The 22,430-nt window shown below is 63.6% G+C and carries 19 protein-coding genes and 1 tRNA gene; 8 read left to right on the top strand and 12 right to left on the bottom strand.

All coding sequences use genetic code 11. The features are described 5' to 3' along the window. Positions 1 to 58 precede the first annotated feature (58 nt). From ACT3UA_RS14155 to ACT3UA_RS14110, 10 genes are all read right to left on the bottom strand, one after another. Positions 59 to 1,771 carry an ABC-F family ATP-binding cassette domain-containing protein gene (locus tag ACT3UA_RS14155; protein ID WP_444617024.1) on the bottom strand — a complete coding sequence of 571 codons (1,713 nt, stop codon included), beginning with the start codon at positions 1,769 to 1,771 and terminating at the stop codon, positions 59 to 61. A 268-nt stretch (positions 1,772 to 2,039) separates the two neighbouring features. Next, a complete protein-coding gene (locus ACT3UA_RS14150; protein WP_444617022.1) occupies positions 2,040 to 2,891 on the bottom strand; it encodes a PhzF family phenazine biosynthesis protein in 852 nt (283 codons plus the stop codon). A gap of 110 nt (positions 2,892 to 3,001) precedes the next feature. Continuing rightward, positions 3,002 to 3,078, bottom strand: a tRNA-Pro gene (locus ACT3UA_RS14145). Between the two features lie 101 nt (positions 3,079 to 3,179). Continuing rightward, a complete protein-coding gene (gene der / locus ACT3UA_RS14140) occupies positions 3,180 to 4,712 on the bottom strand; it encodes a ribosome biogenesis GTPase Der (RefSeq protein ID WP_096284198.1) in 1,533 nt (510 codons plus the stop codon). Positions 4,713 to 4,815: 103 nt separating this feature from the next. Continuing rightward, the gene (cmk, locus tag ACT3UA_RS14135) at positions 4,816 to 5,529 is read right to left on the bottom strand and encodes a (d)CMP kinase (RefSeq protein ID WP_444617060.1); all 714 of its coding nucleotides are present in this window, start codon (positions 5,527 to 5,529) and stop codon (positions 4,816 to 4,818) included. Continuing rightward, a complete protein-coding gene (locus ACT3UA_RS14130; RefSeq protein WP_105554328.1) occupies positions 5,496 to 6,599 on the bottom strand; it encodes a prephenate dehydrogenase in 1,104 nt (367 codons plus the stop codon). Before ACT3UA_RS14130 ends, cmk begins: the two co-directional genes overlap by 34 nt. Positions 6,600 to 6,602: 3 nt before the next feature. After that, a complete protein-coding gene (locus ACT3UA_RS14125; RefSeq protein ID WP_444617019.1) occupies positions 6,603 to 7,871 on the bottom strand; it encodes a pseudouridine synthase in 1,269 nt (422 codons plus the stop codon). Between the two features lie 99 nt (positions 7,872 to 7,970). After that, on the bottom strand, positions 7,971 to 8,561 hold the full coding sequence (gene scpB, locus ACT3UA_RS14120; protein WP_096284271.1) for an SMC-Scp complex subunit ScpB: 591 nt from the start codon (positions 8,559 to 8,561) through the stop codon (positions 7,971 to 7,973). Continuing rightward, a complete protein-coding gene (locus ACT3UA_RS14115) occupies positions 8,554 to 9,429 on the bottom strand; it encodes a segregation and condensation protein A (RefSeq protein WP_444617017.1) in 876 nt (291 codons plus the stop codon). The genes scpB and ACT3UA_RS14115 overlap by 8 nt, the downstream gene beginning before the upstream one ends. Next, positions 9,429 to 10,286 carry a ParA family protein gene (locus ACT3UA_RS14110; RefSeq protein WP_176484102.1) on the bottom strand — a complete coding sequence of 286 codons (858 nt, stop codon included), beginning with the start codon at positions 10,284 to 10,286 and terminating at the stop codon, positions 9,429 to 9,431. Before ACT3UA_RS14110 ends, ACT3UA_RS14115 begins: the two co-directional genes overlap by 1 nt. Before the next feature lie 477 nt (positions 10,287 to 10,763). Here ACT3UA_RS14110 and ACT3UA_RS14105 point away from each other — a divergent pair, with 477 nt between their 5' ends. Both ACT3UA_RS14105 and ACT3UA_RS14100 read left to right on the top strand, forming a co-directional pair. Further along, the gene (locus ACT3UA_RS14105; RefSeq protein ID WP_444617015.1) at positions 10,764 to 11,348 is read left to right on the top strand and encodes a TIGR03086 family metal-binding protein; all 585 of its coding nucleotides are present in this window, start codon (positions 10,764 to 10,766) and stop codon (positions 11,346 to 11,348) included. A 96-nt stretch (positions 11,349 to 11,444) separates the two neighbouring features. Then, the gene (locus tag ACT3UA_RS14100; RefSeq protein ID WP_096284273.1) at positions 11,445 to 11,795 is read left to right on the top strand and encodes a VOC family protein; all 351 of its coding nucleotides are present in this window, start codon (positions 11,445 to 11,447) and stop codon (positions 11,793 to 11,795) included. A gap of 94 nt (positions 11,796 to 11,889) precedes the next feature. Here ACT3UA_RS14100 and ACT3UA_RS14095 read toward each other — a convergent pair whose 3' ends face one another. Beyond that, a complete protein-coding gene (locus ACT3UA_RS14095; RefSeq protein ID WP_096284213.1) occupies positions 11,890 to 13,191 on the bottom strand; it encodes a cation:dicarboxylate symporter family transporter in 1,302 nt (433 codons plus the stop codon). 168 nt (positions 13,192 to 13,359) lie between these two features. Between ACT3UA_RS14095 and ACT3UA_RS14090 the strand changes: the two genes are divergently transcribed. Further along, positions 13,360 to 15,051 (top strand): ATP-binding protein, encoded by a 1,692-nt coding sequence (locus ACT3UA_RS14090; RefSeq protein WP_444617012.1) that lies wholly within the window; start codon positions 13,360 to 13,362, stop codon positions 15,049 to 15,051. Continuing rightward, positions 15,048 to 15,770, top strand: a complete 723-nt coding sequence (locus tag ACT3UA_RS14085; protein ID WP_444617010.1) for a response regulator — start codon at positions 15,048 to 15,050, stop codon at positions 15,768 to 15,770. Before ACT3UA_RS14090 ends, ACT3UA_RS14085 begins: the two co-directional genes overlap by 4 nt. A gap of 220 nt (positions 15,771 to 15,990) precedes the next feature. Here the strand turns inward: ACT3UA_RS14085 and ACT3UA_RS14080 are convergent, their stop codons facing one another. Further along, positions 15,991 to 17,895 (bottom strand): AMP-binding protein, encoded by a 1,905-nt coding sequence (locus ACT3UA_RS14080; protein ID WP_444617008.1) that lies wholly within the window; start codon positions 17,893 to 17,895, stop codon positions 15,991 to 15,993. Positions 17,896 to 18,067: 172 nt separating this feature from the next. Here ACT3UA_RS14080 and ACT3UA_RS14075 point away from each other — a divergent pair, with 172 nt between their 5' ends. The 4 genes from ACT3UA_RS14075 to ACT3UA_RS14060 are packed head-to-tail and all read left to right on the top strand — an operon-like array spanning position 18,068 to position 22,335. After that, entirely contained in the window at positions 18,068 to 18,718 is a 651-nt protein-coding gene (locus tag ACT3UA_RS14075) for a GntR family transcriptional regulator (protein ID WP_096284221.1), read from the top strand. Beyond that, a complete protein-coding gene (locus tag ACT3UA_RS14070; protein ID WP_444617006.1) occupies positions 18,715 to 20,232 on the top strand; it encodes an MmgE/PrpD family protein in 1,518 nt (505 codons plus the stop codon). The genes ACT3UA_RS14075 and ACT3UA_RS14070 overlap by 4 nt, the downstream gene beginning before the upstream one ends. A 1-nt stretch (position 20,233) precedes the next feature. Beyond that, on the top strand, positions 20,234 to 21,163 hold the full coding sequence (gene prpB, locus ACT3UA_RS14065) for a methylisocitrate lyase (RefSeq protein ID WP_096284225.1): 930 nt from the start codon (positions 20,234 to 20,236) through the stop codon (positions 21,161 to 21,163). Positions 21,164 to 21,195: 32 nt separating this feature from the next. Then, on the top strand, positions 21,196 to 22,335 hold the full coding sequence (locus tag ACT3UA_RS14060) for a bifunctional 2-methylcitrate synthase/citrate synthase (RefSeq protein WP_096284227.1): 1,140 nt from the start codon (positions 21,196 to 21,198) through the stop codon (positions 22,333 to 22,335). Positions 22,336 to 22,430: the final 95 nt, after the last annotated feature.

Genomic DNA, 22,430 nt, shown 5'->3' with positions numbered 1-22,430 from the left:
ACACCCCTGCCGAGCCCGCCCTGGTGAACCTACGTCCGTGTAGTGCGTTTCGCCGAGCTCAGCGGACTTCGGTCACCATCCCACCCGGCGCCACCAGCAGGCGCCGCACTTGGAAGGAATCGCGGAGTTTTTGCTGCCAACGCCGATCGTGCGTCACCGTAATGACGGTTCCGGCATAGTCGGCGAGGGCTTCTTCAACGCTTTCCACGAGTTCTGGAGACAGATGGTTGGTCGGTTCATCGAGCAATAAGAGCTCAGCCCCGCTAGACAGGGCGACCGCCAATTCCAGCCGTCGCTGCTGACCCACCGAAAGGCTTTGCGGATGGCGTGAAAATTCCTGCGGCTCGAAAAGCCCCAAGTGCGCCAGCTTTACCCATGCTTGCGGTACATGCTCGTCAATTGCCAAGGCAAAAGCTTCAACGACGCTTTGCCCGGGCAGCAAGCTTAACTCCTGCCGCAACCACTGCACCCTCAAATCCGAAGCGCGCGCCACGAGTCCATGATCTATCGGAAGTTCACCGGCGAGCACCCGCAATAGTGCTGACTTGCCCGCCGCGTTGGGTCCTGAGACCAGCCACCGCTCCCCTGTCCGGATGATGAACCTTTCGGCATTAACCGCGGGTGCCTTACCGCGTGACGCACCATCGACTAAGATCAATTCTTCGCGGGTCCCACCGTTTTGCTCGGCTGCCTCGGGCAAGGCAAAATGCAGCTCCTTGGCCGGCTCCACGGCAGGTGCTGCGGTTAGCTCGTTGATACGCGACTTGGCCTGACGGGTTTTGCTCGTCGAACCATGAGTACGGCTGCGCTGTCGAAACGAACCGTGCCCAAACCCCGCCTTTTCGCGCTTTCGCGGTACAGCTGACACCCGAGACGCATTTTTGAGCACCAACTTGCGAGCCCGTTCAAGTTCCTGGCTCCACTGTTCATGTTCGGCAATCAGCCGCTCGCGTTCTCGTTTCTTCTCACTTAAATATCCTAGGTAGCCATCACCATAATGCTGCAGCTTTCCCTGATGCACTTGCACGATTTCGTGGGCGAACCTGCCTAAAAACACCCGGTCATGGCTGACCACTACCAACGCACCTCGATGGGCATGCAGGCTCTGTTCCAGCCATTCCAAGGCGGTGTCATCCAAATCATTGGTCGGTTCGTCCAGGAGTAACAGCTGCGCCTCTGCGCACAGCACCGCGGCCAGGGTCAACCGAGACCTTTGGCCGCCAGATAGGGTGGTCACTGGAGCGTTGCGATCAACTTCGCCTAGGCCAAGCTGTTCCAAGGCACGGTTTAGCCGCCGCTCCAGCGAGTAGCCTTGACGTGCTTCATAGAGCGCTGTCACTTGAGACAGCTGAACAAGAAGTCGTGCGGCTTCGTCCTCAGATGCGTGTTCCAAGCGCAGGCCGATGGCGGTGAGCAGCTGCTCAAGGTCGCGGAAGGTCCTGTGGTAGCCGTCGATGGCCTGCTGCACGGTGGCACCAGGTGCAAACTGTGGATGCTGGCTGGCCATGGCGATACCACCGGGCACGCGAACGCGGCGCTGACCGGACGTAGGCGCCAACGTACCGGCAAGCAGCCGCAATAACGTTGATTTACCGGCTCCATTGTCGCCAAGTATGGCAAGTCTTTGGTGCGCGGCCACATGCAGCTCAACGTCCTGCAGCACATCGCGATCGCCGAAGCTGAGGCTGACCTGTTCGAGCGAACATTGGAAGCTTTCGAAGCCGTCGACTGGACGCTGCGGATTTTCTGGATGTACGGGTTCGCGGGACATGGGGATATCCTCCCTCGCAAGCCGAAGCTGGGGTGCGCTATCGGCTACACGGATAGTCGTCGGCTAAGAGCCGAAAATGGACCGGACTCTCGACATGACCCCGGGATTATCCCGGGGTTCATGCGAAGGACCCACCGCGGAGTATGACTCAACGCGGTGTCCCGGTCTACAAAAACAACGTTCCCATGCATTCCACAGTACGCGTGGACTTCGCCGCTGCCAAGGCCAGGTACCGAACGTGCATTGGTCAGCGGTCTTGGCTGGTATTTCAGAGGTCGATCTGTCCCGAGATGGCTACGTGCGTTGCGCCGCCGACCCAAAGCTGGCCATCGGCGACCGAAATTTCGAGGCGACCGCGTCGATTCATCGCAGTTCCCTGGCGCACCACGTACGGCGCCCGGGCACGATCGGTATCCAGCATCCACGCTGCGACGGCCGCGTTGAAACTTCCCGTCACCGGATCTTCGCGCATATCGAAACCGTCTTCGGTGAAGAAGGTGCGCACTTCATAGTCTTCCCCGGTCGGGCTCTCTCCCGGTTCCAAGGCGCCGATGACACCGATATTCCAATCACCGGGGTGACCGGCAGCATTGGGGTTCAAACCCAGAACCGTTGCCGCATCGGAAAGCTGCAGCCCTACCCAGCCCGGGCCGTTGTCCACCCATTGGGCGGCGAGCACGCTTTCGGCGGGGACACCCAAGATCTCGATTACCTCTGCCAGATAGCCTGGCTCGACCTCCCCGGTGCGAGTGGCAGGAGGAGAAACGAAACTGAGCAGGTCATCCTCGATGCGAATCGGCACGAGACCCGCCTCGCATTCGGCGATAATCATTCCCGCCTGGCGCGGTACTCCACCCTGATCCAACCATGCCCGGGCGGTACCCAAGGTGGGGTGGCCGGCAAAGGGAAGCTCCGTGCTCAGGCTCAAAATTCGGAACCGGTAGTCGGCCTGCCGCGAGGATGGCGGGTAGACAAAGGTGCACTCCGACAAATTCGACCACACCGAATAATCGCGCAGATCCTCGTCGCTCAGTCCCACCGCGTCCAGCACGACGCCTACCGGGTTGCCCTTATAGTGCTCTACGCCAAAGACGTCGACCTGTCGGAAACTGCGCAGCATGAGTTGGGACCTTTCACCCGGGTATAAAAATACTAGCGAAAGCCGCGCTCACATGCGTTTCGACATGCCAAAACCCCGGCGAAAACGTATTTTCGCCGGGGTTTTTCAGCTGGTCGGGCTAACAGGATTTGAACCTGCGACCTCCTGACCCCCAGTCAGGCGCGCTACCAAGCTGCGCCATAGCCCGATGCTCTCGCAGCCGTTATCCCCGTGCCTTTCGGCCCGGGGTGCCGTCTACGAAAAGCTCCTTAATTACCCTACCTCATATGCGGGGTAATTTTCGAACCGTTACCGGGTACGGCTGCGACGCTCGCGGATACGCATCGAAACTTCGAGCGGGGTGCCTTCGAAACCAAAGGTCTCGCGCAGGCGGCGGGCGATGAAGCGGCGGTAACCCGGATCCAGGAATCCGGAGGTGAACAGCACGAACTTCGGTGGACGGGACGAGGCCTGGGTGCCGAAGAGGATCCGCGGCTGCTTGCCACCGCGCACCGGGTGCGGGTGCGCCGCAACCAGTTCGCCGAGGAAGGCGTTAAGCTTGCCGGTCGGAACACGCTTATCCCAGGATTCCAGCGCGGTATGCAACGCCGGAACCATCTTGTCCTTGTGCCAACCGGTCAGCGCGGACATGTTCATGCGCGGCGCCCACTCGATGTGGGCCAGATCGCGCTCGATCTCCTGCTCCAGGTAGTAGCGGCGATCCTCGTCCACCTCATCCCACTTGTTGAACACAAGCACCAGTGCACGGCCGGCGTCGACGGCCAATTGGATGATGCGCACGTCCTGCTCGGAAACGGTTTCGTTCGCGGCCAGTAGCACCACCGCAACTTCCGCCTTTTCCAGAGCCGTCTGGGTACGCAGCGAGGCGTAGTAGTCCGAGCCCTGCGCCATATGCTGGCGGCGGCGGATACCTGCGGTATCCACGAAGCGCCAGACTTCGCCACCGAGTTCGATGAGCTCATCAACCGGGTCGCGGGTGGTGCCGGCGTAATCGTCGACGACCACACGCTCGGAGCCTGCGAGCTTGTTCAGCAGCGAGCTCTTGCCCACGTTGGGGCGGCCGATCAGCGCGATACGGCGCGGGCCGCCCGAAGGGATCACTCCACCGTGGGCGGAGTGCTTGGGCAGCTTCTCCATCACCGCGTCCAGCAGGTCCGCGGTGCCGCGGCCGTGCAGGGCGGATACCGGCCATGGCTGGCCGAATCCAAGGCCCCACAGGGTGGCGGCTTCGGCTTCCTGGTTGAAATCGTCGACCTTGTTGGCGACCAGGAAGACCGGCTTGCGCTTCTTGCGCAGCATCTTCACCACTGCCTCGTCGGTCGCGGTGGCACCCACATGCGAGTCGACAACGAAGAGGATCGCGTCAGCCACGTCGGCGGCGATTTCGGCTTGGTCGGCAACCGAGGCGTGGATGCCCTTGGCATCGTGCTCCCAACCACCGGTGTCAACCACGCTGAACGGGCGGCCCAGCCACTCGGCCGAGTAGGAAACACGGTCACGGGTGACCCCCGGAACGTCTTCCACGACCGCTTCGCGGCGGCCTAGGATGCGGTTGACCAAGGTCGATTTGCCTACGTTGGGGCGGCCGATGATGGCCAGGACCGGTGGGATGACAACGTCTGAATCGTCCTCGGAGTCATCGTCCAGACCCGAAAGCAGGGCGGAGTCCTCCGCATCCAGGTCATAGTCTTCGAGGCCGGAGAGCAGGGCGCGGGTACGGATTTCCGCGTCTTCCTCGCTCAGTTCGGCTAGGCGCTCGGCGATATCGTCGTCTACGACCGGGGTGTATTCCCCGTCGTGGGAGGTGTTGTGCTCGCTCATGATTTTCCCTTCAAGGCGATAGGTCCAACCCGTTGTTTCGGGCGGGACGTGAATCTTCATCGGCTCTCGCCGAGGATGGGCGCCGGTTATGGCTTAGTTGGTACTACTTTTTCGCAGCCGTGGCGATTGCGTCAAGCACGGCTGCAACGGTCTGCTCAAAATCCAGGTCCGAGGAGTCCACCGTGATGACTCCGTCGGCGGCCTGGGTGAAGTTCACTACCGTCGAATCTTTTTTGTCCCGTTCCAGCACCTGGGCCTGGAGCTGGTTCGCGTCTTGAGTTCCGCCGAGTTGGATTCCGCGGCGGCGCAGGCGCGCTTGTTCGGAAGCGGTCAGCAGGATGCGGGCTTCCGCGTCCGGGGCGACAACGGTGGTGATATCGCGTCCCTCGGCGACGATGCGCTCGTTGGCAGCGATGATTTCGCGTTGCCGGCGCACCAGCTCGGCGCGGGCCTCCAGATTGGTTGCCACCGCCGAAACCTGCTCGGAAATGCGGGGTTCACGAATTGCGTCGGTCACCACGGTATCCCCGATGACCACCTGCTCGCGGTCCGGATCCACCGAAATCTCCAGCTTCGCCGCGCGCACCGCCTGGGCGATCGCGTCTGCGTCGCTCAAATCGGTTCCCGCTTCGAGCACCGAATAGGTGATCGCCCGGTACATTGCACCGGTATCGAGATAGGCCGCGCCCAGTGCGCGGGCCACGGCCTTGGAGACCGAGGACTTGCCCGAACCGCTGGGTCCGTCGATGGCAACGACAAGGTTCGTCGGGTTAGCTGCGTGCGTCACTGGGCTACTTTCCATCCGTTGTTCGTCAATACGTTTATCAGTTCATCGCGCCGGCCAGGGAGCACCGACACGTCCACCAGGCCTACCTGGTGTCCGGCGGAGTGCTCCATGCGCAGGTCCTCCAGGTTGATCCCCGCTGCCCCGATGTCTGCCATCAGCGCGGCGATCTGCCCCGGCTTGTCATCCACCACAACGGTGACCAACGCAAAGGCTTGCGGCGGCGCACCGTGCTTGCCCGGAATCCGCGCCTGCCCGGCGTTGCCCTCGCTCATCAGCTGCGACAGATCCAGCAGCGCCCCAGGGCCCTGCGGGTTGTGCAGCGTGTTGATCAGCCGGTCCAGGTCTTCCTTCATCCCCGAGAGGATCGGGATCAGCGCGGTGGCGTTATGCGCGAAAATCTGGATCCACAACTTCTCATCGCTGGCCGCGATGCGGGTCATGTCGCGCAATCCGTTGCCTGCCAGGCCCAGCTGGTGGGCCTCGGCGTTGAGCAGCCGCGAGGCGATCATCGAGCTGGCTGCCTGGGGGAAGTGGCTGGTCAGCGCGACCGACTCGTCGTGGGTCCGCACGTCCATGCGATGCAGGGTCGCCCCCAGATCGATGGCCAGCGCCTCGGCGGTCTTCACGCTGGCCGCGGTAGCCTGCGCATGCGCGCAGATGACCCACGGCATCGAAGTGAACAGCGCCCCGCGCGCGGCGGCCGGACCGGATTTCTCCCGTCCTGCCATCGGGTGGGTTCCCACATAGCGGGCGAGTTCGGCCTCACCCAGCCGCTGGTCGGCGCATACGGCGTCGAGGATCGAGCCCTTCACGCTGGCGATGTCCACCACCGTCGCGTTCGGGTAGGCCAGCAATGCATCGGCCACCAGCGCGGCGGTGACATCCGGCGGAGCGCCGATGACCACCAGCTCCGGGGCGATGCGCGTCTGCGCATCCAGCGGCTGGCCGGCGCCGATGTCCTGGGCCACGCCCGCCGCGGTCGGCGAGATGTCCTGCAGGTAGACCGCCACACCCTTGGCGCGCAGTCCTAGGCCCACCGATGTGCCCAGCAGTCCGGTGCCGATCACCAGCACCGGGCCGGCAAGGTGAGAGGTGGGCATGGGCTACATCCCCACCATGGCCATCAGGTGTCCGATTTCCTGGTTGCCCAGTGGCCGGATGGTTCCCTGCTTCTGGTCGCCCAGCTGGACCGGTCCGATGCCCACGCGCACCAGGCGCTCTACCGGGTGGCCCACCGCGTCGAACATGCGGCGCACGATGCGGTTGCGGCCCGAGTGCAGGGTCACCTCCACCATCACGGACTTCGGCGTGGTGTCAATCACTTTAAGATCATCAACCTTGATCCAGCCATCTTCCAAGCGGATGCCTTCGCGCAGGGCATTGCTCGCGGCGCGCGAAATCGGGCCGGGAATCTGCACCAGGTAGGTCTTCGGGACCTCGTACTTCGGGTGCTGCAGGCGGTTTGCCAGTTCCCCGTCGTTGGTCAGGATCAGCAGGCCTTCGGTCTTGTAGTCCAGGCGCCCGACATGGAAGAGGCGCAGCGACTCGTGCTCGTGGCGGAAGTAGTCGGCGATGGTGCGACGGCCTTCTGGGTCATCCATCGTGCACATCACGTGCTTGGGCTTGTTGAACACGAAGTACTTATTCGACTGGTTCAGCTGCAGACGCATGCCATCTACGTGGATGGAGTCTTTTTTCGGGTCCACGCGGGCACCGAGTTCGACGATCAGCGAGCCGTTGACCTCAACCCGGCCCTCGGTGATCATCTGTTCGCAGACGCGGCGCGAAGCGACCCCGGCGTTGGCCATGGCCTTCTGCAGACGGATCCCGTCCTGGTTCTCCACGCGGTTAGCCTGGTTTTCGACACGTGCCTGGGCGCGAGCGCGCTGGGTAGGACGAGCGTAGCTGGACTGCACCGAGTTGCCGAAGCGCTCCTTGCCGAAGGCGCGCTCGGAGTTCTTTCCGAAGGCCGCCGAGCTCGACTTGTCGCGGCTTTCGCCCGGTTTGCCGGATCTGGCTCCCGGCTTGGAGCCGTAAGGCTTTGCACCGGACGCGTTCTTCGCACCGAATGATTTGTTGCCCTCGGAGCGGTTGCCGTACGACTTCTCGCCGGAGGAACGACCGCCCTCGGAACGATTGCCGTACGACTTCTCGCCATAGGACTTATTGCCCTCGGAGCGGTTGCCGTACGACTTCTCGCCGGAGGAACGACCGCCCTCGGAACGATTGCCGTACGACTTCTCGCCATAGGACTTGTTGTTATCGGAGCGGTTGCCGTACGACTTCTCGCCGTAGGACTTGTTGCCGGCGGACTTGCCGCCGAAGCTCTTGGGGCCACGCGGATTGCGCGGTGCCGAGGAACCCTTGTTCATGGTTCGTACTTCCCTTGTCTGTTACGTATCGCGGGCGCACCGCTCAGCCAAGCGGGACGCATCTGGTGTCCGGTCGACATCCGTTATATACGCGGATGCCTAATCGTCGTAGGTTGCCGAATCGAGCGATTCAAGGTCGGCTACTCCGGGAAGATACGGGGAGAGCGCCGGAAGTTCCTCCAGCGTGCCCAGTCCCAGTCGTTCCAGGAAGTACTCGGTAGTCTGGTACAGCGTCGCTCCGCCGTCGCCAATTTCCGGGTACTCCGTGATCAACCCCCGAGTCAGCAGTGTGCGCACCACCGAATCGACGTTAACGCCTCGAATCGCCGAAATACGTCCACGCGAGACCGGCTGTCGGTAAGCGATGACAGCCAGGGTTTCTAGGGCGGCCTGCGAAAGGCGTGCTGTTTGCCCGTCGAGCACATAACTGGAGACGAAATCGGCGTAATCGGTCCGCGTATAAAAGCGCCAGCCAGAGGCGACACGGCGTAGTTCAAATCCACGCGGACGATCTTTACCATCATACTCGGTCGCCAGCTCTTCCAAGGTGGTGGCAATCCGGGCTACCGGCAGCTCGAAGATTTCGGCCAAACGTGCCGTTGATACGGGCGAATCGGCGACCATCAGCACCGCTTCGAGCCCCGATTTGAGCCCTCCGGGGAGCTCGTCGATGGGTGCAATCTCACTCATGATCTGGCTCACCAGCACTCCCCTCGTAGCTATCTTGCACCGCTTGGACGTCAAAGTCCTGCTCGCCGGCCAACGAAATCTCCAGCCGGCCCAGCGGATCCTGTTGCGCGAATACGATGACCTTCTGCCTGAACATCTCCAACAATGCCAGAAAACGCACCACCACGACCAACTGTTCGCTGGTGTCTGCGATCAGCGCCGCAAAATCCAAGGTGCCGCGCTCGGTGAGCATCGCGGTGATCACCTCCGCCTCGGCGCCGATGGTGACATTCGCCCCGTGCAGGTGCGAAAGCCCTACCTCGGTCACCGGCTCTGGCTTCGGGATCAGAGCCGTGGCGGCGAGCTGCGCGAATTTCTCCGGGCCGATGTTGAAGATCAGCTCCGGCAGCAGCGCGGCGAATTGCGGCTCCAGCGACACCTCTCGCGGCCGGCGCGCCGATTCCTCGTGGTAGCGCTGCCCGAGGAATTCCGCGGCGTGCTTAAACGCCTTGTACTGCAGCAGCCGGGCGAAGAGCAGATCCCGTGCTTCGAGCAGCTCGAAGTCTTCCTCGTCGGCCATTTCGCCGCGCGGCAGCAGCCGGGCCGCCTTGAGATCGAGCAGCGTGGAGGCGACCACCAGGAATTCGGTGGTCTCGTCGAGCAGCTTCAGCCCGTCCCCGGCGCCCTGCAGCTCCTTGAGATAGGCGATGAATTCGTCGGTGACCTCGGCCAGCGCCACCTCGGTGATGTCCATTTCGCGCTGCGTGATCAGGTGCAGCAGCACGTCGAAGGGGCCGTTGAAATTTTCCAGTGCAAGCCGAAAACCGCCAGCCGTCTCATCCGTGGCGGATGGGTCGGTGGCGGTTTTTTCGGTGGCCTGCGCGCTCATTAAGGGGCGCCACCACGGTAGATCAGTTCCTTCGCGAGATTCCGGTACGCCACGGCGCCAGGGTGATTGCCCGCATAGGTGGTAATCGGTTCGGCGGCGACGTTGGCATCGGCGAATTTGATGGTGCGCTTGATAACCGTCTCGAAGAGCTTGTCCCCGAAGGCTTCCTCCAGGCGGGACATGACCTCGCGGCTGTGCAGGGTGCGGGCGTCGTACATGGTGGCCACCACGCCGTCGACCTCGAGCACCTGGTTCAGCCGGTCCTTGACCTTGTCGATGGTTTCCATCAGCAGTGCCACCGCACGCAGCGCGAAGAATTCCGCGGTCAGCGGGATGATCACGCCGTGCGCCGCGGTCAACGCGTTGACGGTCAGCAGCCCCAGGGAGGGCTGGCAGTCGATGAGCACCACGTCGTAGTCGTCGATCACGTTGCGCAGCGCGCGTTCCAACGCCTGCTCGCGAGCGACCTCATTGACCAGCTGCACCTCGGCGGCGGAGAGATCGATATTGGCCGGCAACAGATCGATATTCTCCACCTCGGTGCTGCGGATCGCATCGGTGATATCGGTTTTACGGTCCATCAGCACGTTGTAGACGGTCATGTCCAGCTCGTGTGGATTCATGCCGAAGCCTGCGGAGAGCGCACCCTGCGGATCGAAGTCCACCAGCAGCACCTTGCGGCCGTATTCGGCGAGCGCGGCGGCCAAGTTGATGGTGGAGGTGGTTTTACCCACGCCACCCTTCTGGTTAACCATCGCGATCACCCGCGCCGGGCCGTGCGATGGAAGTTCTTGCGGGGTCGGGAATTCGGTTAGCGGTTTACCGGTGGGACCGAGCGGGCGGGGCTCCTTGAGCATTCCTGTGCCGCGCTGTTTGCTTCCCTGCTGTTCGCTCACGATGGGTGAACCACACTTCCCGTTCGGATCGGACGATGTACTTGGTTAAAGGTTAACGGTTCGGTTCAAAAATTCTCGGGTTTGCGGTTCTCATACGGCGAGCCTTTACCTTGAACCTTAACTCAAATGTTGTAAGGGAGCTGAATGCCTCTCGGGCCAGCCGCAGCCGAAGAACACGTGGGCATTTCGCCACCCATGCACCGGCCGGCAGGGCGATGTGCTCAGTGCTCAATCCGGTGTGCTTCGCAATCAAGGCTCGACGATGGCTGCATCACGATTCTTTCACCAAATAATTGCCTGTCAGCCCATCGACTCCCCGATCTCCGCACTAGAACATCCGCCCTCTGGCGTTGTTATCGATAAACTGCTTCGGGAAACTTCATCTATGGATGTCGCGCACCCATCGCCACCTGGCCATGTGAATCATCTGGAGGAATCATGAGCACACCACAGCAGCTAACCGTCAAACAGCTTGAGCGCGCATTTTCCTCGGTCGCGGAACTCATCAAAGGCACTGAGTCCGGAGAGTACTCGGCGCCCACCCCATGCACCGATTGGACGGTGCGCGAGCTGATCGCGCACCTGGTCGGCATGAACCTCGTCTTTACCGCCCTCATGACCGAGCAGTCACCGCCGCAGCGCACGACCGACGTCCTGGGCGATGATCCGCTCGCCGCCTACCTCGATTCGTCCACCCGGCTGCTCGCCGCCTTCGATCATCCCGGAGCCCTTGAACGCAGTTATCAGAGCCCCATGGGTTCGGCCACCGGACAGGAGCGGTTGCAGATACGCATGTACGACCTGCTCGCGCACGGCTGGGATCTTGCCCAAGCCACCGGCCAGCAACTCGAGCCACTAGAGGACTTGGCCGAACAAGCGTTGCAGTTCGTTCGGCGCCAGCTCGCAGATCAGCCCCGAACCGGGCGCTTCGATCCGGTGCAGGCCATCGCAGATGATGCGCCGGCGATCGAAAGGCTCGTAGCATTCCTTGGCCGTCGGGTCGAAGAGAATCCAATCCCGTAGTTTGAAAACCGCCCGGCTCAAAAGGCTTGCAGCAGTTCAGCTCCCGTGTTCGACTGGAACACCACGGTGCAGAATCCAGCAACGAAGGACAGAGCCATGATCAAAGGAATACTTGCCAATTGCACGGTCACCGATCTTGCACGTGCCGAAGAGTGGTACACCGTCTTATTCGGTCGCGAACCGGATCACCGGCCCATGCCTGGCTTGCTGGAATGGCATCTTGGCGTAGGTTACGGGGTGCAGGTTTGGTCCGAACCTGACCGTGCTGGCAACTCGACCATCGTGCTCGATGAGTCCGACCTTGATGCGGAAGCCGCTCGTCTGCTAGAGACCGGAATCGCGCATCAGGGTCCGCAATTGGGCGGAGGCGCGCATATCCTGCAGCTGGAGGATCCCGACGGAAATCGCGTAGTTCTCGCCGGAGCCCTGGTCATTCCGCTGCCCTGAATTCCGCGGCATAAAGACAACACGCCAACATCGAAAAGTCCGCGGTTCCTCTTTAGAGGAACCGCGGACTTTTTGGGTTATGCATCAATCGAGACTAGTGGGCGTCTGGATTCATGGAGAGCTCATCGAACGGGCGGTCGCCGGCAAGCACCGCGCGGGCCTGCCCCATGTCCAGTTCCTTGGTCCACTTGCCGATCAGCAAGGTGGCCACCGCGTTACCGGTGAAGTTGGTCAGTGCGCGAGCCTCGGACATGAACTTGTCGATGCCCACGATCACGCCCATGCCGCCAAGCAGTTCCGGACGGTGCGCCTGCAGTCCGGCGGCCAATGTGGCCAGACCCGCACCGGTGACGCCGGCCGCGCCCTTGGAAGCGATGATCATGAACAGCAGCAGGCCGACCTGCTGGCCGAGGTTCATCGGCATATCCATGGCGGTGGAGACGAACAGCGCGGACATGGTCAGGTAGATCGCGGTTCCGTCGAGGTTGAAGGAGTAGCCGGTTGGCACGGTGATGCCCACTACCGGCTTCGAGACACCGACGTGCTCCATCTTGGCGATCAAGCGCGGCAGCGCCGACTCGGAGGACGAGGTGGAGAAGATCAGCAGGTATTCGCGGGCCAGGTACTTCAGCAGCGAGAAGATGTTCAGGCCGGTGACCAGGCGCAGAATAGTTCCGAGGATGACCACGATGAACACCGCACAGGTCAGGTAGAACGCGCCCATCAGGATGGCCATCGAGCCGATGGCGGCCCAGCCGGTGGCGCCGACCACGGCGGCGATTGCGCCGAAGGCACCCAGTGGAGCAACCCACATGATCATCATCATAATGCGGAAGACGACCTGCTGAATGCTCTTGATGCCGTTCAGCACCGGCTCGCCCGACTTGCCCATGGACTGCAGGGCGAAGCCGACGATGAGCGCCAGGACCAGGGTTGGCAGCACCGGCAGATCACCGGGAATCAGTTCCAGCAAGAAGGCGACGGTCGGATTCTCGGCGCCTCCGGCACCGGCCTCGTAGGGCTTGAGCTCCAGGCCTTCGCCGGGGTGGATCAGATTGCCCACCAGCAGGCCCAGGGCCAGCGCGAAAGTAGACATGGTCATGAAGTACAGCAGCGCCAGACCGCCGACCTTGCCCACAGTGGCTGCTTTGGCGATCGAGCCGATGCCTAGGACAATGGTGCAGAAGATGACCGGTGCGATGATCATCTTGATCAGCGCAACGAAGCCGGTGCCCAGCGGCTTCAGCGCCTTGCCGAGGTCCGGGGCGATCAGCCCGACGGCCGCGCCGAGCACCACGGCGGCGATCACCATGATGTAGAGCCAGTGGGTGCGGTCCTTTTTCTTGACCGGTGCCTGCGACGCAGGGTCCTGCGGAACTTGTTCTGTGACAGCCATGGAGATTCCAGCCTTAATATGCCGAGGGGCCAGCTCAACGTCATTATCGGGCTGGCGCGTAAAATCGTTCTTGTCCCATCGTGCGCGCCAAAGTGATCCGCCTCTCTATTGCGTTCATATTGTTCACACAGCCGAAACTTAAACTTCCCCGACGAAGGAGTCAGCCAGATGGCCAGCAACCCGCAGGAGGGTGCCGCTGCCAATGCGCCGGTCCCGTTGACCCGCGACGGCTGGTCCTTCGCCGCACGAATATTCGCCGCGCAGATGCTGCTGGTCATTGTGGTGGTGGTGTGGCTGGGCATCGCTTCCTACCAGCAGCAGGCCCGGGTGGTGCTCGATGTACGCCAATCGACCGTGGCCACGGTGTCCACCACCTTGGCCAACGACCCGTTTGTGGTAGACGCCTTGCAGCAGCCGGACCCCGGCGCCGGCTTGCAGCCTTACACCCAGGACATCTTGTCCCACGCGCCGACGATAGATTTCATCACGATCATGACACCGGACCTGCTGCGCGTGACCCACCCGAATCCAGCACAACTGGGCAAACGCTATTCCGGTTCCACCTCGCAGGCGCTGCGCGGGCAGGTCTATTCGGAGCAAGCGGTGGGAACCCTCGGCCGCTCGGTGCGCACCATCGCCCCGGTCTACGCCGCGGACGGCACCCTGGTCGGCATGGTCGCGACCGGCATCACCCTGGAGAGCCTGCAGGTGCTCTACCGCGAGGAGCTCCCGCAGATCCTGCTGGTTTCGCTCTTCGCCCTGCTCTTGGCCGGTTTTACCTCCTGGTCCTTCTCCCGGTACATCCAGAGCGCCACCCTCGGCTTCGGCCCGCACGGGCTGCGCCGGCTCTACGCCTTCTACTTCTCCGCACTGCATTCGGTCCGCGAGGGGCTGATCCTGCTGGATCGCAAGCACCGCATCGTGCTCTACAACTCCGAGGCGGCCCGGCTGCTGCAGCTTCCGGCGCAGACCCCGTCCGGCGGGTTGGAATTGGCCGACGCCGGCTTGCCCGACACCCTGCGCGAGCTGATGGCCGGCGGCCGAGCCGCCCGCGATGAAATCCATCTGGGCCACGGATCGGTGCTCGCCGTGTCGCAGAGCAACGCCCGGCTGACCGGCACCCAGCTGCCCGGCCGCTACCGCCTGCCCTTGCGCTGGCTGCGCGTGCAGCCGCCCACCGGGCAGGTGCTCACCCTGCGGGATCTGACCGAGGTACAGGAGCTGACCGGCGAGGTGCAGTCGCTGAAGACCTTCTCCACCGCCCTGCGCGCGCAAACCCACGAACATGCAAACCGCCTGCACACCATCGCCACCCTCATCGAGAACGGCAGCTCGGACAAGGCGCTGGCCTTCGCGGTCGACGATCGGCAGCACTCCCAGGCGCTCACCGACGCGATCGTGCGCAATATCGACGATGTGTACCTCTCCAGCTTGCTGGTGGCCAAGTCCGCCCAGGCGCACGAGCGCGGGGTGACGCTGAGCATCAGCGCCGAAGGCGTGGTGCGTCCGGACACCTTCCACGCCACGGACATCGTCACCATCGTGGGCAACCTGCTCGACAATGCGCTGGACGTCTCGGTGGGCACCGCGGAATCCACCGTCTGGGTGGAGGTCACCGCCCTTGAGGACGAGGTCATCATCGCGGTGGCCGACTCCGGCCCGGGCATCGAACCCGAATTCTTGGAGAACCTGCTGCGCTTCGGGGTGAGCACCAAGCAGGGCAGCGCACCGCGCGGGCTCGGTTTGGCCCTCGTCCAGCAGGCGGTGGCGCGGCTTCATGGAACAATGACGATAGACAACGACGCCGGTGCGATCTTCACCGTCACCCTGCCGGTACCGCCCAAGGAGGAGCACGCGTGAGCCACACCGAGCCGACCGCCGAATTCCTGGTGCTGGTGGTCGACGACGAACCGGAAACCGCACGCGCCCACGCCACTTATGTGGATCGGGTGCCGGGCTTCCGCACCGGAGCCATCGCGGCCAATGGGCACGGCGCCCTGCAATTGCTGGCCGAGGCGCACGCCGCCGGCACGCCCTATGATCTGGTCCTGCTGGATATGACCCTGCCGGATCTGCACGGCATCGACGTGGCCCGGCGCATGCGGGGTCGCGGCTACACGCTGGACATCATCGCGATCACCGCGGTGCGGGACCTGGCGGTAGTGCGTTCGGCGGTGGCCACCGGTATCACCCAGTACCTGATCAAGCCCTTCAGCTTCGCGGTGTTTGCCGAAAAACTCGAAAACCACCGGGCGTTCATCGCCACCATGCAGTCCACCGGCTCCTCCACCTCGCAGGCCTCCATCGATACCGCATTTTCCGCGCTGCGCACCACCAGCGCCTCGGTGTCCCTGCCCAAGGGGCTGATCAGCCAAACCCTGGAGCAGGTGCGCACCCATCTGGCAGCCAGCCCCGCCCGAGCTTTCTCGGCCACCGAGCTCGGCGAAGAACTGGGGCTCTCGCGGGTGACGGCGCGCCGCTACTTGGAGCATCTGGCGATGGCCAATTCGGCGGTGAAGCAACCTAGGCACGGCACCCGCGGGCGGCCGGAATTCGAATACCGGCACAATTCGAGCTAGCGCCGTCCGTGGCGGAATAAGGTTTCCGCCAGCTTCCGTCGCAGCGTTCGGCACGATTCGCTGTGATTCCAGAGGCAAATGGTGACCGACTGCGCAGCCTGGATAGCGATCTCGGTGGTGCTCGTCTTAGGACTTTATCCGCCGCACAACCAAGGGCCTGGCCCCGCAGAATTTCTGCGGGCCCAGGCCCTTGCAGCGTTAACCGCTGGAGGGTTCCGGGCTAGGCCTGCGGACGCAGGTACCGGGTCAGGTCATCGAGCACCGTGGGGTCTTCGATGGTCGAGGGCACCGTGTAGTCCTTGCCGTCCGCGATCTGCCGCATGGTCTTGCGCAGGATCTTGCCCGAACGGGTTTTGGGCAGTCCGGCGACGACGGTGACCTCGCGGAAGTCGGCGACCGGGCCGATATGCTGGCGCACCAGCGCGACGATCTCCTTCTTCAGCGTCTCCTCATCGGTGTCGACGCCGGTTTTGAGCACCACGTAGCCGCTGGCCCGCTGCCCCTTGAGCGCGTCGCTGATGCCGATCACCGCGCATTCGGCGACCGCGGGATGGCTCGCCAGCACCTGCTCCATCGCCCCGGTGGACAACCGGTGCCCGGACACGTTGATCACGTCATCGGTGCGGCCCATCACGAACAGATACCCGTCTTCGTCCAGGAAACCCGAGTCGCCGGTCAGGTAGAAGCCCTCGATCTGGCTCAGGTAGGTGTCGATGAACCGCTGGTCGTTGCCCCACAGGGTGGTCAGCGCGCCCGGCGGCAGCGGCAGCTTGATCACGATGTTCCCCTCGGCACCGGCGGGCACCTGATCACCCAGTGCGTCGCGGATCTCCACGTTAAATCCGGGGACCGGGGTGGTCGGGCTGCCGGCCTTGGCGCTCAGCTCCTCCAACCCCAGCGGGTTCGAGGCGATCGGCCAGCCGGTTTCGGTCTGCCACCAGTTATCCACCACCGGGATTCCCAACAGATCCACCGCGAAATGGTAGGTGTCCGGGTCCAGCCGCTCACCGGCGACAAAGAGCGCGCGCAGCGTGGACAGGTCGTGGGCGGCGATCATGGCTCCGGAGGGATCCGCCTTGCGCACCGCGCGCAGGGCTGTCGGCGCGGTGAACATCGTGGTGACCTTGTGGTCCTCGATGATGCGCCCGAACACGCCCGCGTCCGGGGTGCCGATCGGCTTGCCCTCGTAGAGCACGGAGGTGGCCCCGGCGATCAGCGGGGCATACACGATGTAGGAGTGCCCCACCACCCAGCCCACATCCGAGGCGGTGAACATGACATCGTCCGCGTGCACGTCGTAGATCGCATTCATCGAATATTGCAGCGCGGTGGCGTAGCCGCCGGTATCGCGCACCACGCCCTTCGGCGCCCCGGTGGTCCCGGAGGTGTACAGCACGTACAGCGGATGCGTGGAGGGAACCGATACCGGCCCGGCCGGCTGCGCGAGCTTGGCCAGCTCGTCCCAATCCAGCCAGTTCACCCCCGCCGCGCTCTGGTATTCACCGGGCGCATGCGCAAAGCCTTCGCGGTGGGCGACGATGACATCGCGCACCGATTTGTCGGCGAGCGCCAGCGCTTCGGCGACGGCCGGCAGGTATTCGATATGCCGCGAGGGTTCGATGCCGCCGGAGGCGGTGACGATGGCGACCGGCGCGCAGTCGTTGATGCGCGCGGCCAGTTCCTTGGGCGCAAATCCGCCGAAGACCACCGAGTGCACCGCACCGAGCCGCGCGCAGGCGAGCATGGAGATGGCCGCCTGCGGGATCATCGGCAGGTAGATCAGTACGCGGTCCCCGGTTTCCACCCCACGGGATTTGAGCACGCCGGCGAAGATTTCCACCTCGCGAAGCAGTTCGCTGTAGCTGTACTCGGTCTTCGTCCCCAGCATTGCCGAGTCGTAGACCAATGCCGTGGCGTCTCCGCGCCCGGCAGCCACATGCCGATCCAGCGCATTGGCCGACAGGTTAAGCTCGCCGTCCGGGAACCAGTTGTACAACGGCGCCTTCGAGTCGTCGACGGCTTGGGTGGGTTCGCTATCCCATTGGACATCTTGTGCGGCGGTGAGCCAGAACGCGGCCGGATCGGTAGCGGCCAGTTCAAAGGCCTGACGGTATTCCTGTGCCATGTTTCCCTCCTGGGGCCGGGCGTCATCACCCGGCGGCTGTGCGGTAGCTTCGATTCCAAGCGTATGAGCGCAGTCACATGTTCGCAAGTCTTATGTATACATTTCTCGTTATTTAACGAAAAGTATTCGGACCTACTGTCGCTTTTTTGCTATTCGTGTATACAATCGAACCATGAAAGCAAGCGATAAGGTCTACGAGAGCCTGCGCCGAGACATCGTCGAATGGCGCTTGTCACCGGGCACGGTGCTCGCCGAGGTGGAGCAGTCGGCCAGGCTCGGAGTCTCCCGAACCCCGGTGCGTGAAGCCCTGGCCCGCTTGGTTGCCGACGGGCTGGCGGTGCAGCAGCGCGGGCGCGGTGCGATCGTCTCCGAGGTTTCCGAATCCCACGTCGAGGACCTGTTCGTCTTGCGCCGGGCGCTGGAGTGCGAAAGCGCGCGGCTCGCGGCCCGCTCAAGCCAGAGCGAGGCCTTCGCCGAGCTGGCGCGGCGCTTCGAAACGGCCGCTAGGCAGCTGCGTGCAAGCACCCCCACCGAGGGCTACTACGAGCTGGTGGGCGAACTCGACGAAATGATCGACGACGCAGCAAATAACGCCTACCTGTCCAACGCGCTGCGCACGCTGCGCGTCCACCTGCAACGGGTGCGCCGGCTGGCCAAGGACAACCCCGAACGGCTAGAGCAATCCGCCGGAGAGCATGCGGCGATCGCCCGGGCCATCGCCTCGGGCAAATCCGAGGTCGCCGCGGCGGCCACCACCGTGCACCTGCACCAATCCTTTGAACACATCATGACCCACGCGGTCGCCTCTGAAAGGACACCATGATCAATCATCCAGTTCGCGTTTACCGCTCCGAGGAAAATCTGGCCCGCGAGGATCAGCTTGCCCACAAGATCGCAACCGTGGCGGTCGACCCGGTAGAGGTCACCGCCGAGGTCACCGACATGATCATCAACCGCATCATCGACAACGCCTCGGTAGCCATCGCCTCGCTGAACCGCGGCCCGATCATCGCCGCCCGCACCCAGGCACTGGCCCACGCGCCGTCCACCGGCGGGGCGGGCGCCAACGTCTTCGGCATCACCGAGAAGGTCTCCCCCGAATGGGCGGCCTGGGCCAACGGCGTGGCCGTGCGCGAGCTGGACTACCACGACACCTTCCTCTCGGCCGAATACTCCCACCCGGGCGACAACATCCCGCCGATCCTCGCCGTCGCCCAGCACACCGGGGCCTCGGGCAAGGATCTGATCCGCGGCATCGCCACCGGCTACGAGATCCAGGTCGACCTGGTCAAGGCGATCTGCCTGCACAAGCACAAGATCGACCACGTAGCCCATCTGGGCCCCTCGGCCTCCGCCGGCATCGGCACCCTGCTCGGCTTGGATCTGGAAACGATCTTCCAGGCCGTCGGCCAGGGCCTGCACACCACCACCGCCACCCGCCAGTCGCGCAAGGGCGAGATCTCCACGTGGAAGGCCCACGCCCCGGCCTTCGCCGGCAAGATGGCCGTCGAGGCCGCCGACCGCGCAATGCGCGGGCAGACCTCCCCGGTCCCCATCTACGAAGGCGAAGACGGCGTGATCGCCTGGATGCTCGATGGCAAGGACGCCGCCTACGAGGTGCCGTTGCCCGAGGCCGGCGAGGCCAAGCGCGCGATCATGGACACCTACACCAAGGAGCACTCCGCCGAATACCAGGCGCAAGCCTGGATCGACCTGGCCCGCAAGCTGCACGGTGAGCACCCGGAAGCCACCGATCCGAAGAACGTGGCCTCGGTGCTGATCAAGACTTCCCACCACACCCACTACGTGATCGGTTCCGGCGCCAACGACCCGCAGAAGTACGATCCGACCGCCTCGCGCGAAACCCTGGACCACTCGATCCCTTACATCTTCACCGTCGCGCTGCAGGACGGCGCCTGGCACCACGTGGACTCCTACGCCCCGGAACGTGCCGGACGCGCGGATACCGTCGAGCTGTGGCACAAGGTCACCACCGAAGAAGATGCCGAATGGACCCGCCGCTACCACTCGCTGGACATCGCGGAGAAGGCCTTCGGCGGCAGCGTCGAAATCACGCTGAACGACGGCACCGTGATCACCGATGAGATCGCCGTTGCCGACGCGCACCCGCTGGGTGCCCGCCCGTTCGCCCGCGAGCAGTACGTCAACAAGTTCCGTACCCTGGCTGCCGGTCTGGTCGACGAGCAGGAGATCGACCGCTTCATCGCGGCCGCCGAAAACCTGGAAAACCTCGGCGCCGGCGAGCTGGAACAGCTGAACATCGTCGCCGCCACCGGAGTGATCGACCAGTCGAACGCACCGAAGGGCCTGTTCTAACATGCTGTACTCAACTCTCACCCCCGCCGCGAAGCGGGTCGCGCTGCGCGAAATGCTCACCCCGGGTGCCGCCCGCCAGTTCCCCGGGGCGTTCAACCCGCTCTCGGCGAAGCTGATCGGCGAGAAGAACTTCGACGGGGTCTACATCTCCGGCGCGGTGCTCGCCAACGACCTGGGCCTGCCGGACATCGGGCTGACCTCGTTGACCGAGGTGGCCACCCGCGCCGGGCAGATCGCCAGGATGACGGACCTGCCGGCGATCGTGGACGCGGACACCGGATTCGGCGAGCCGATGAACGTGGCCCGCAGCATCCAGGAACTCGAATACGCCGGCCTGGCCGGCTGCCACATCGAGGACCAGTTCAACCCGAAGCGCTGCGGCCACCTGGACGGCAAGAACGTGGTGGACACTGACACCATGCTCAAGCGCATCGCCGCCGCCGCGGACGCACGCATCGATGAAAACTTCCTGATTATGGCGCGCACCGACATCCGCGCGGTCGAGGGACTGGACGCGGCGATCGACCGGGCCAAGGCGATGGTCGACGCCGGGGCGGATGCGATCTTCCCCGAGGCGATGAAGAACGTTGCGGAATTCGAAGCGGTCTGCAACGCGGTCGACGTGCCGGTGCTGGCGAATATGACCGAGTTCGGCAAATCCGAGCTGTTCAACCGCCAGGAGCTTGCCGACGCGGGCGTCGCGCTGATCATCTACCCGGTGACCTTGCTGCGCAGCGCCATGGGCGCCGCCGAGCGTGTGCTCGACGCAATCAGCGAGGATGGGACTCAGGAGCGCGAAGTGGATAACATGTTAACTAGGTCACGCCTCTACGAGCTTGTCGACTACGAGGCGTACAACCGGTTCGACACCGGGATCTTCAACTTCCAAGTCCCCACCCTGGACATCGATACCAACAACTCGAACCTCTAGCACGGGAATCCATCAACGAAGAGGATGAACTCATGACCACCACCGAGGAAATCAAGAAGGGCCTAGCAGGGGTCGTCGTGGACTACACGGCCGTCTCCAAGGTCAATCCGGACACCAACTCGCTGCTCTACCGCGGCTACCCCGTGCAGGATCTCGCGGCGAACAAGTCCTTTGAAGAGGTCGCGTTGCTGCTTTGGACCGGCGAGCTGCCCAGCGAGTCGGAGCTGACCGAATTCTGCGCCTTTGAGCGGGCTAATCGTGCGCTCGATCCGCGGGTGAAGGCAGCCATCGACCTGCTGCCCACCGACTGCCACCCGATGGATGTCGGGCGCACCGCCGTCTCGGTGATCGGCGCGAACCACCTGGAGGCGGAGAATTCCTCCCCCGAGGCGGAACTGCGCAAGGCGAAAGAGCTTTTCGCCGCCTTCCCGGCGGTCGTCGCCTACGATCAGCGCCGCCGCCGCGGCCAGGAAGTGGTACCTCCGCGCGAGGACCTGGACTACTCGGCGAACTTCTTGTGGATGACCTTCGGCGAGGAAGCCGCCCCGGCGGTCGTCGACGCGTTCCGCGTGTCGATGGTGCTCTACGCGGAGCACTCCTTCAACGCCTCCACCTTCACCGCACGAGTGATCACCTCGACGCTCGCGGATCTGCACTCGGCGGTCACCGGCGCCATCGGCGCCCTGAAGGGTCCGCTGCACGGCGGCGCCAACGAGGCGGTGATGCACACCTTCGACGAGATCGGAATCGACAAGAACGAGTCGCGCAAGGATGCCGCAGCCCGCGCCAAGACGTGGATGGAGCAAGCCCTGGCCGAAAAGAAAAAGGTCATGGGCTTCGGCCACCGCGTCTACAAGCATGGCGACTCGCGCGTGCCGACCATGAAGGCCGCGCTGGATAAGATGATCGAGCACTACGATCGCTCCGAAATGCTCGGCCTGTACGACGGGTTGGAATCCGCGATGGACGAGGCGAAGGCGATCAAGCCGAACCTCGACTATCCGGCGGGCCCGACCTACCACCTGATGGGCTTCGACACCGAAATGTTCACGCCGATCTTCATCGCGGCGCGAATCACCGGCTGGACCGCTCACATCTTCGAACAGCGCGCCTCCAACGCGCTGATCCGACCGCTGTCCGCATACAACGGCCCGGAGCAGCGCGCCCTGTAAACACCTAGGGCAGCTACGGTTCATTCGGCGGGGTCGGACCTACGGGTCCGACCCCGCTCTTGCGTTTCCGGCACGTTCAGTCTATTGTTTTTCGA

It is taken from the genome of Glutamicibacter sp. 363 (assembly GCF_052379505.1).
Classification (GTDB): Bacteria; Actinomycetota; Actinomycetes; order Actinomycetales; family Micrococcaceae; genus Glutamicibacter.
The sequence above is the reverse complement of the archived record's forward strand: the minus strand, read 5'-3'. Positions and strand labels throughout refer to the sequence as shown.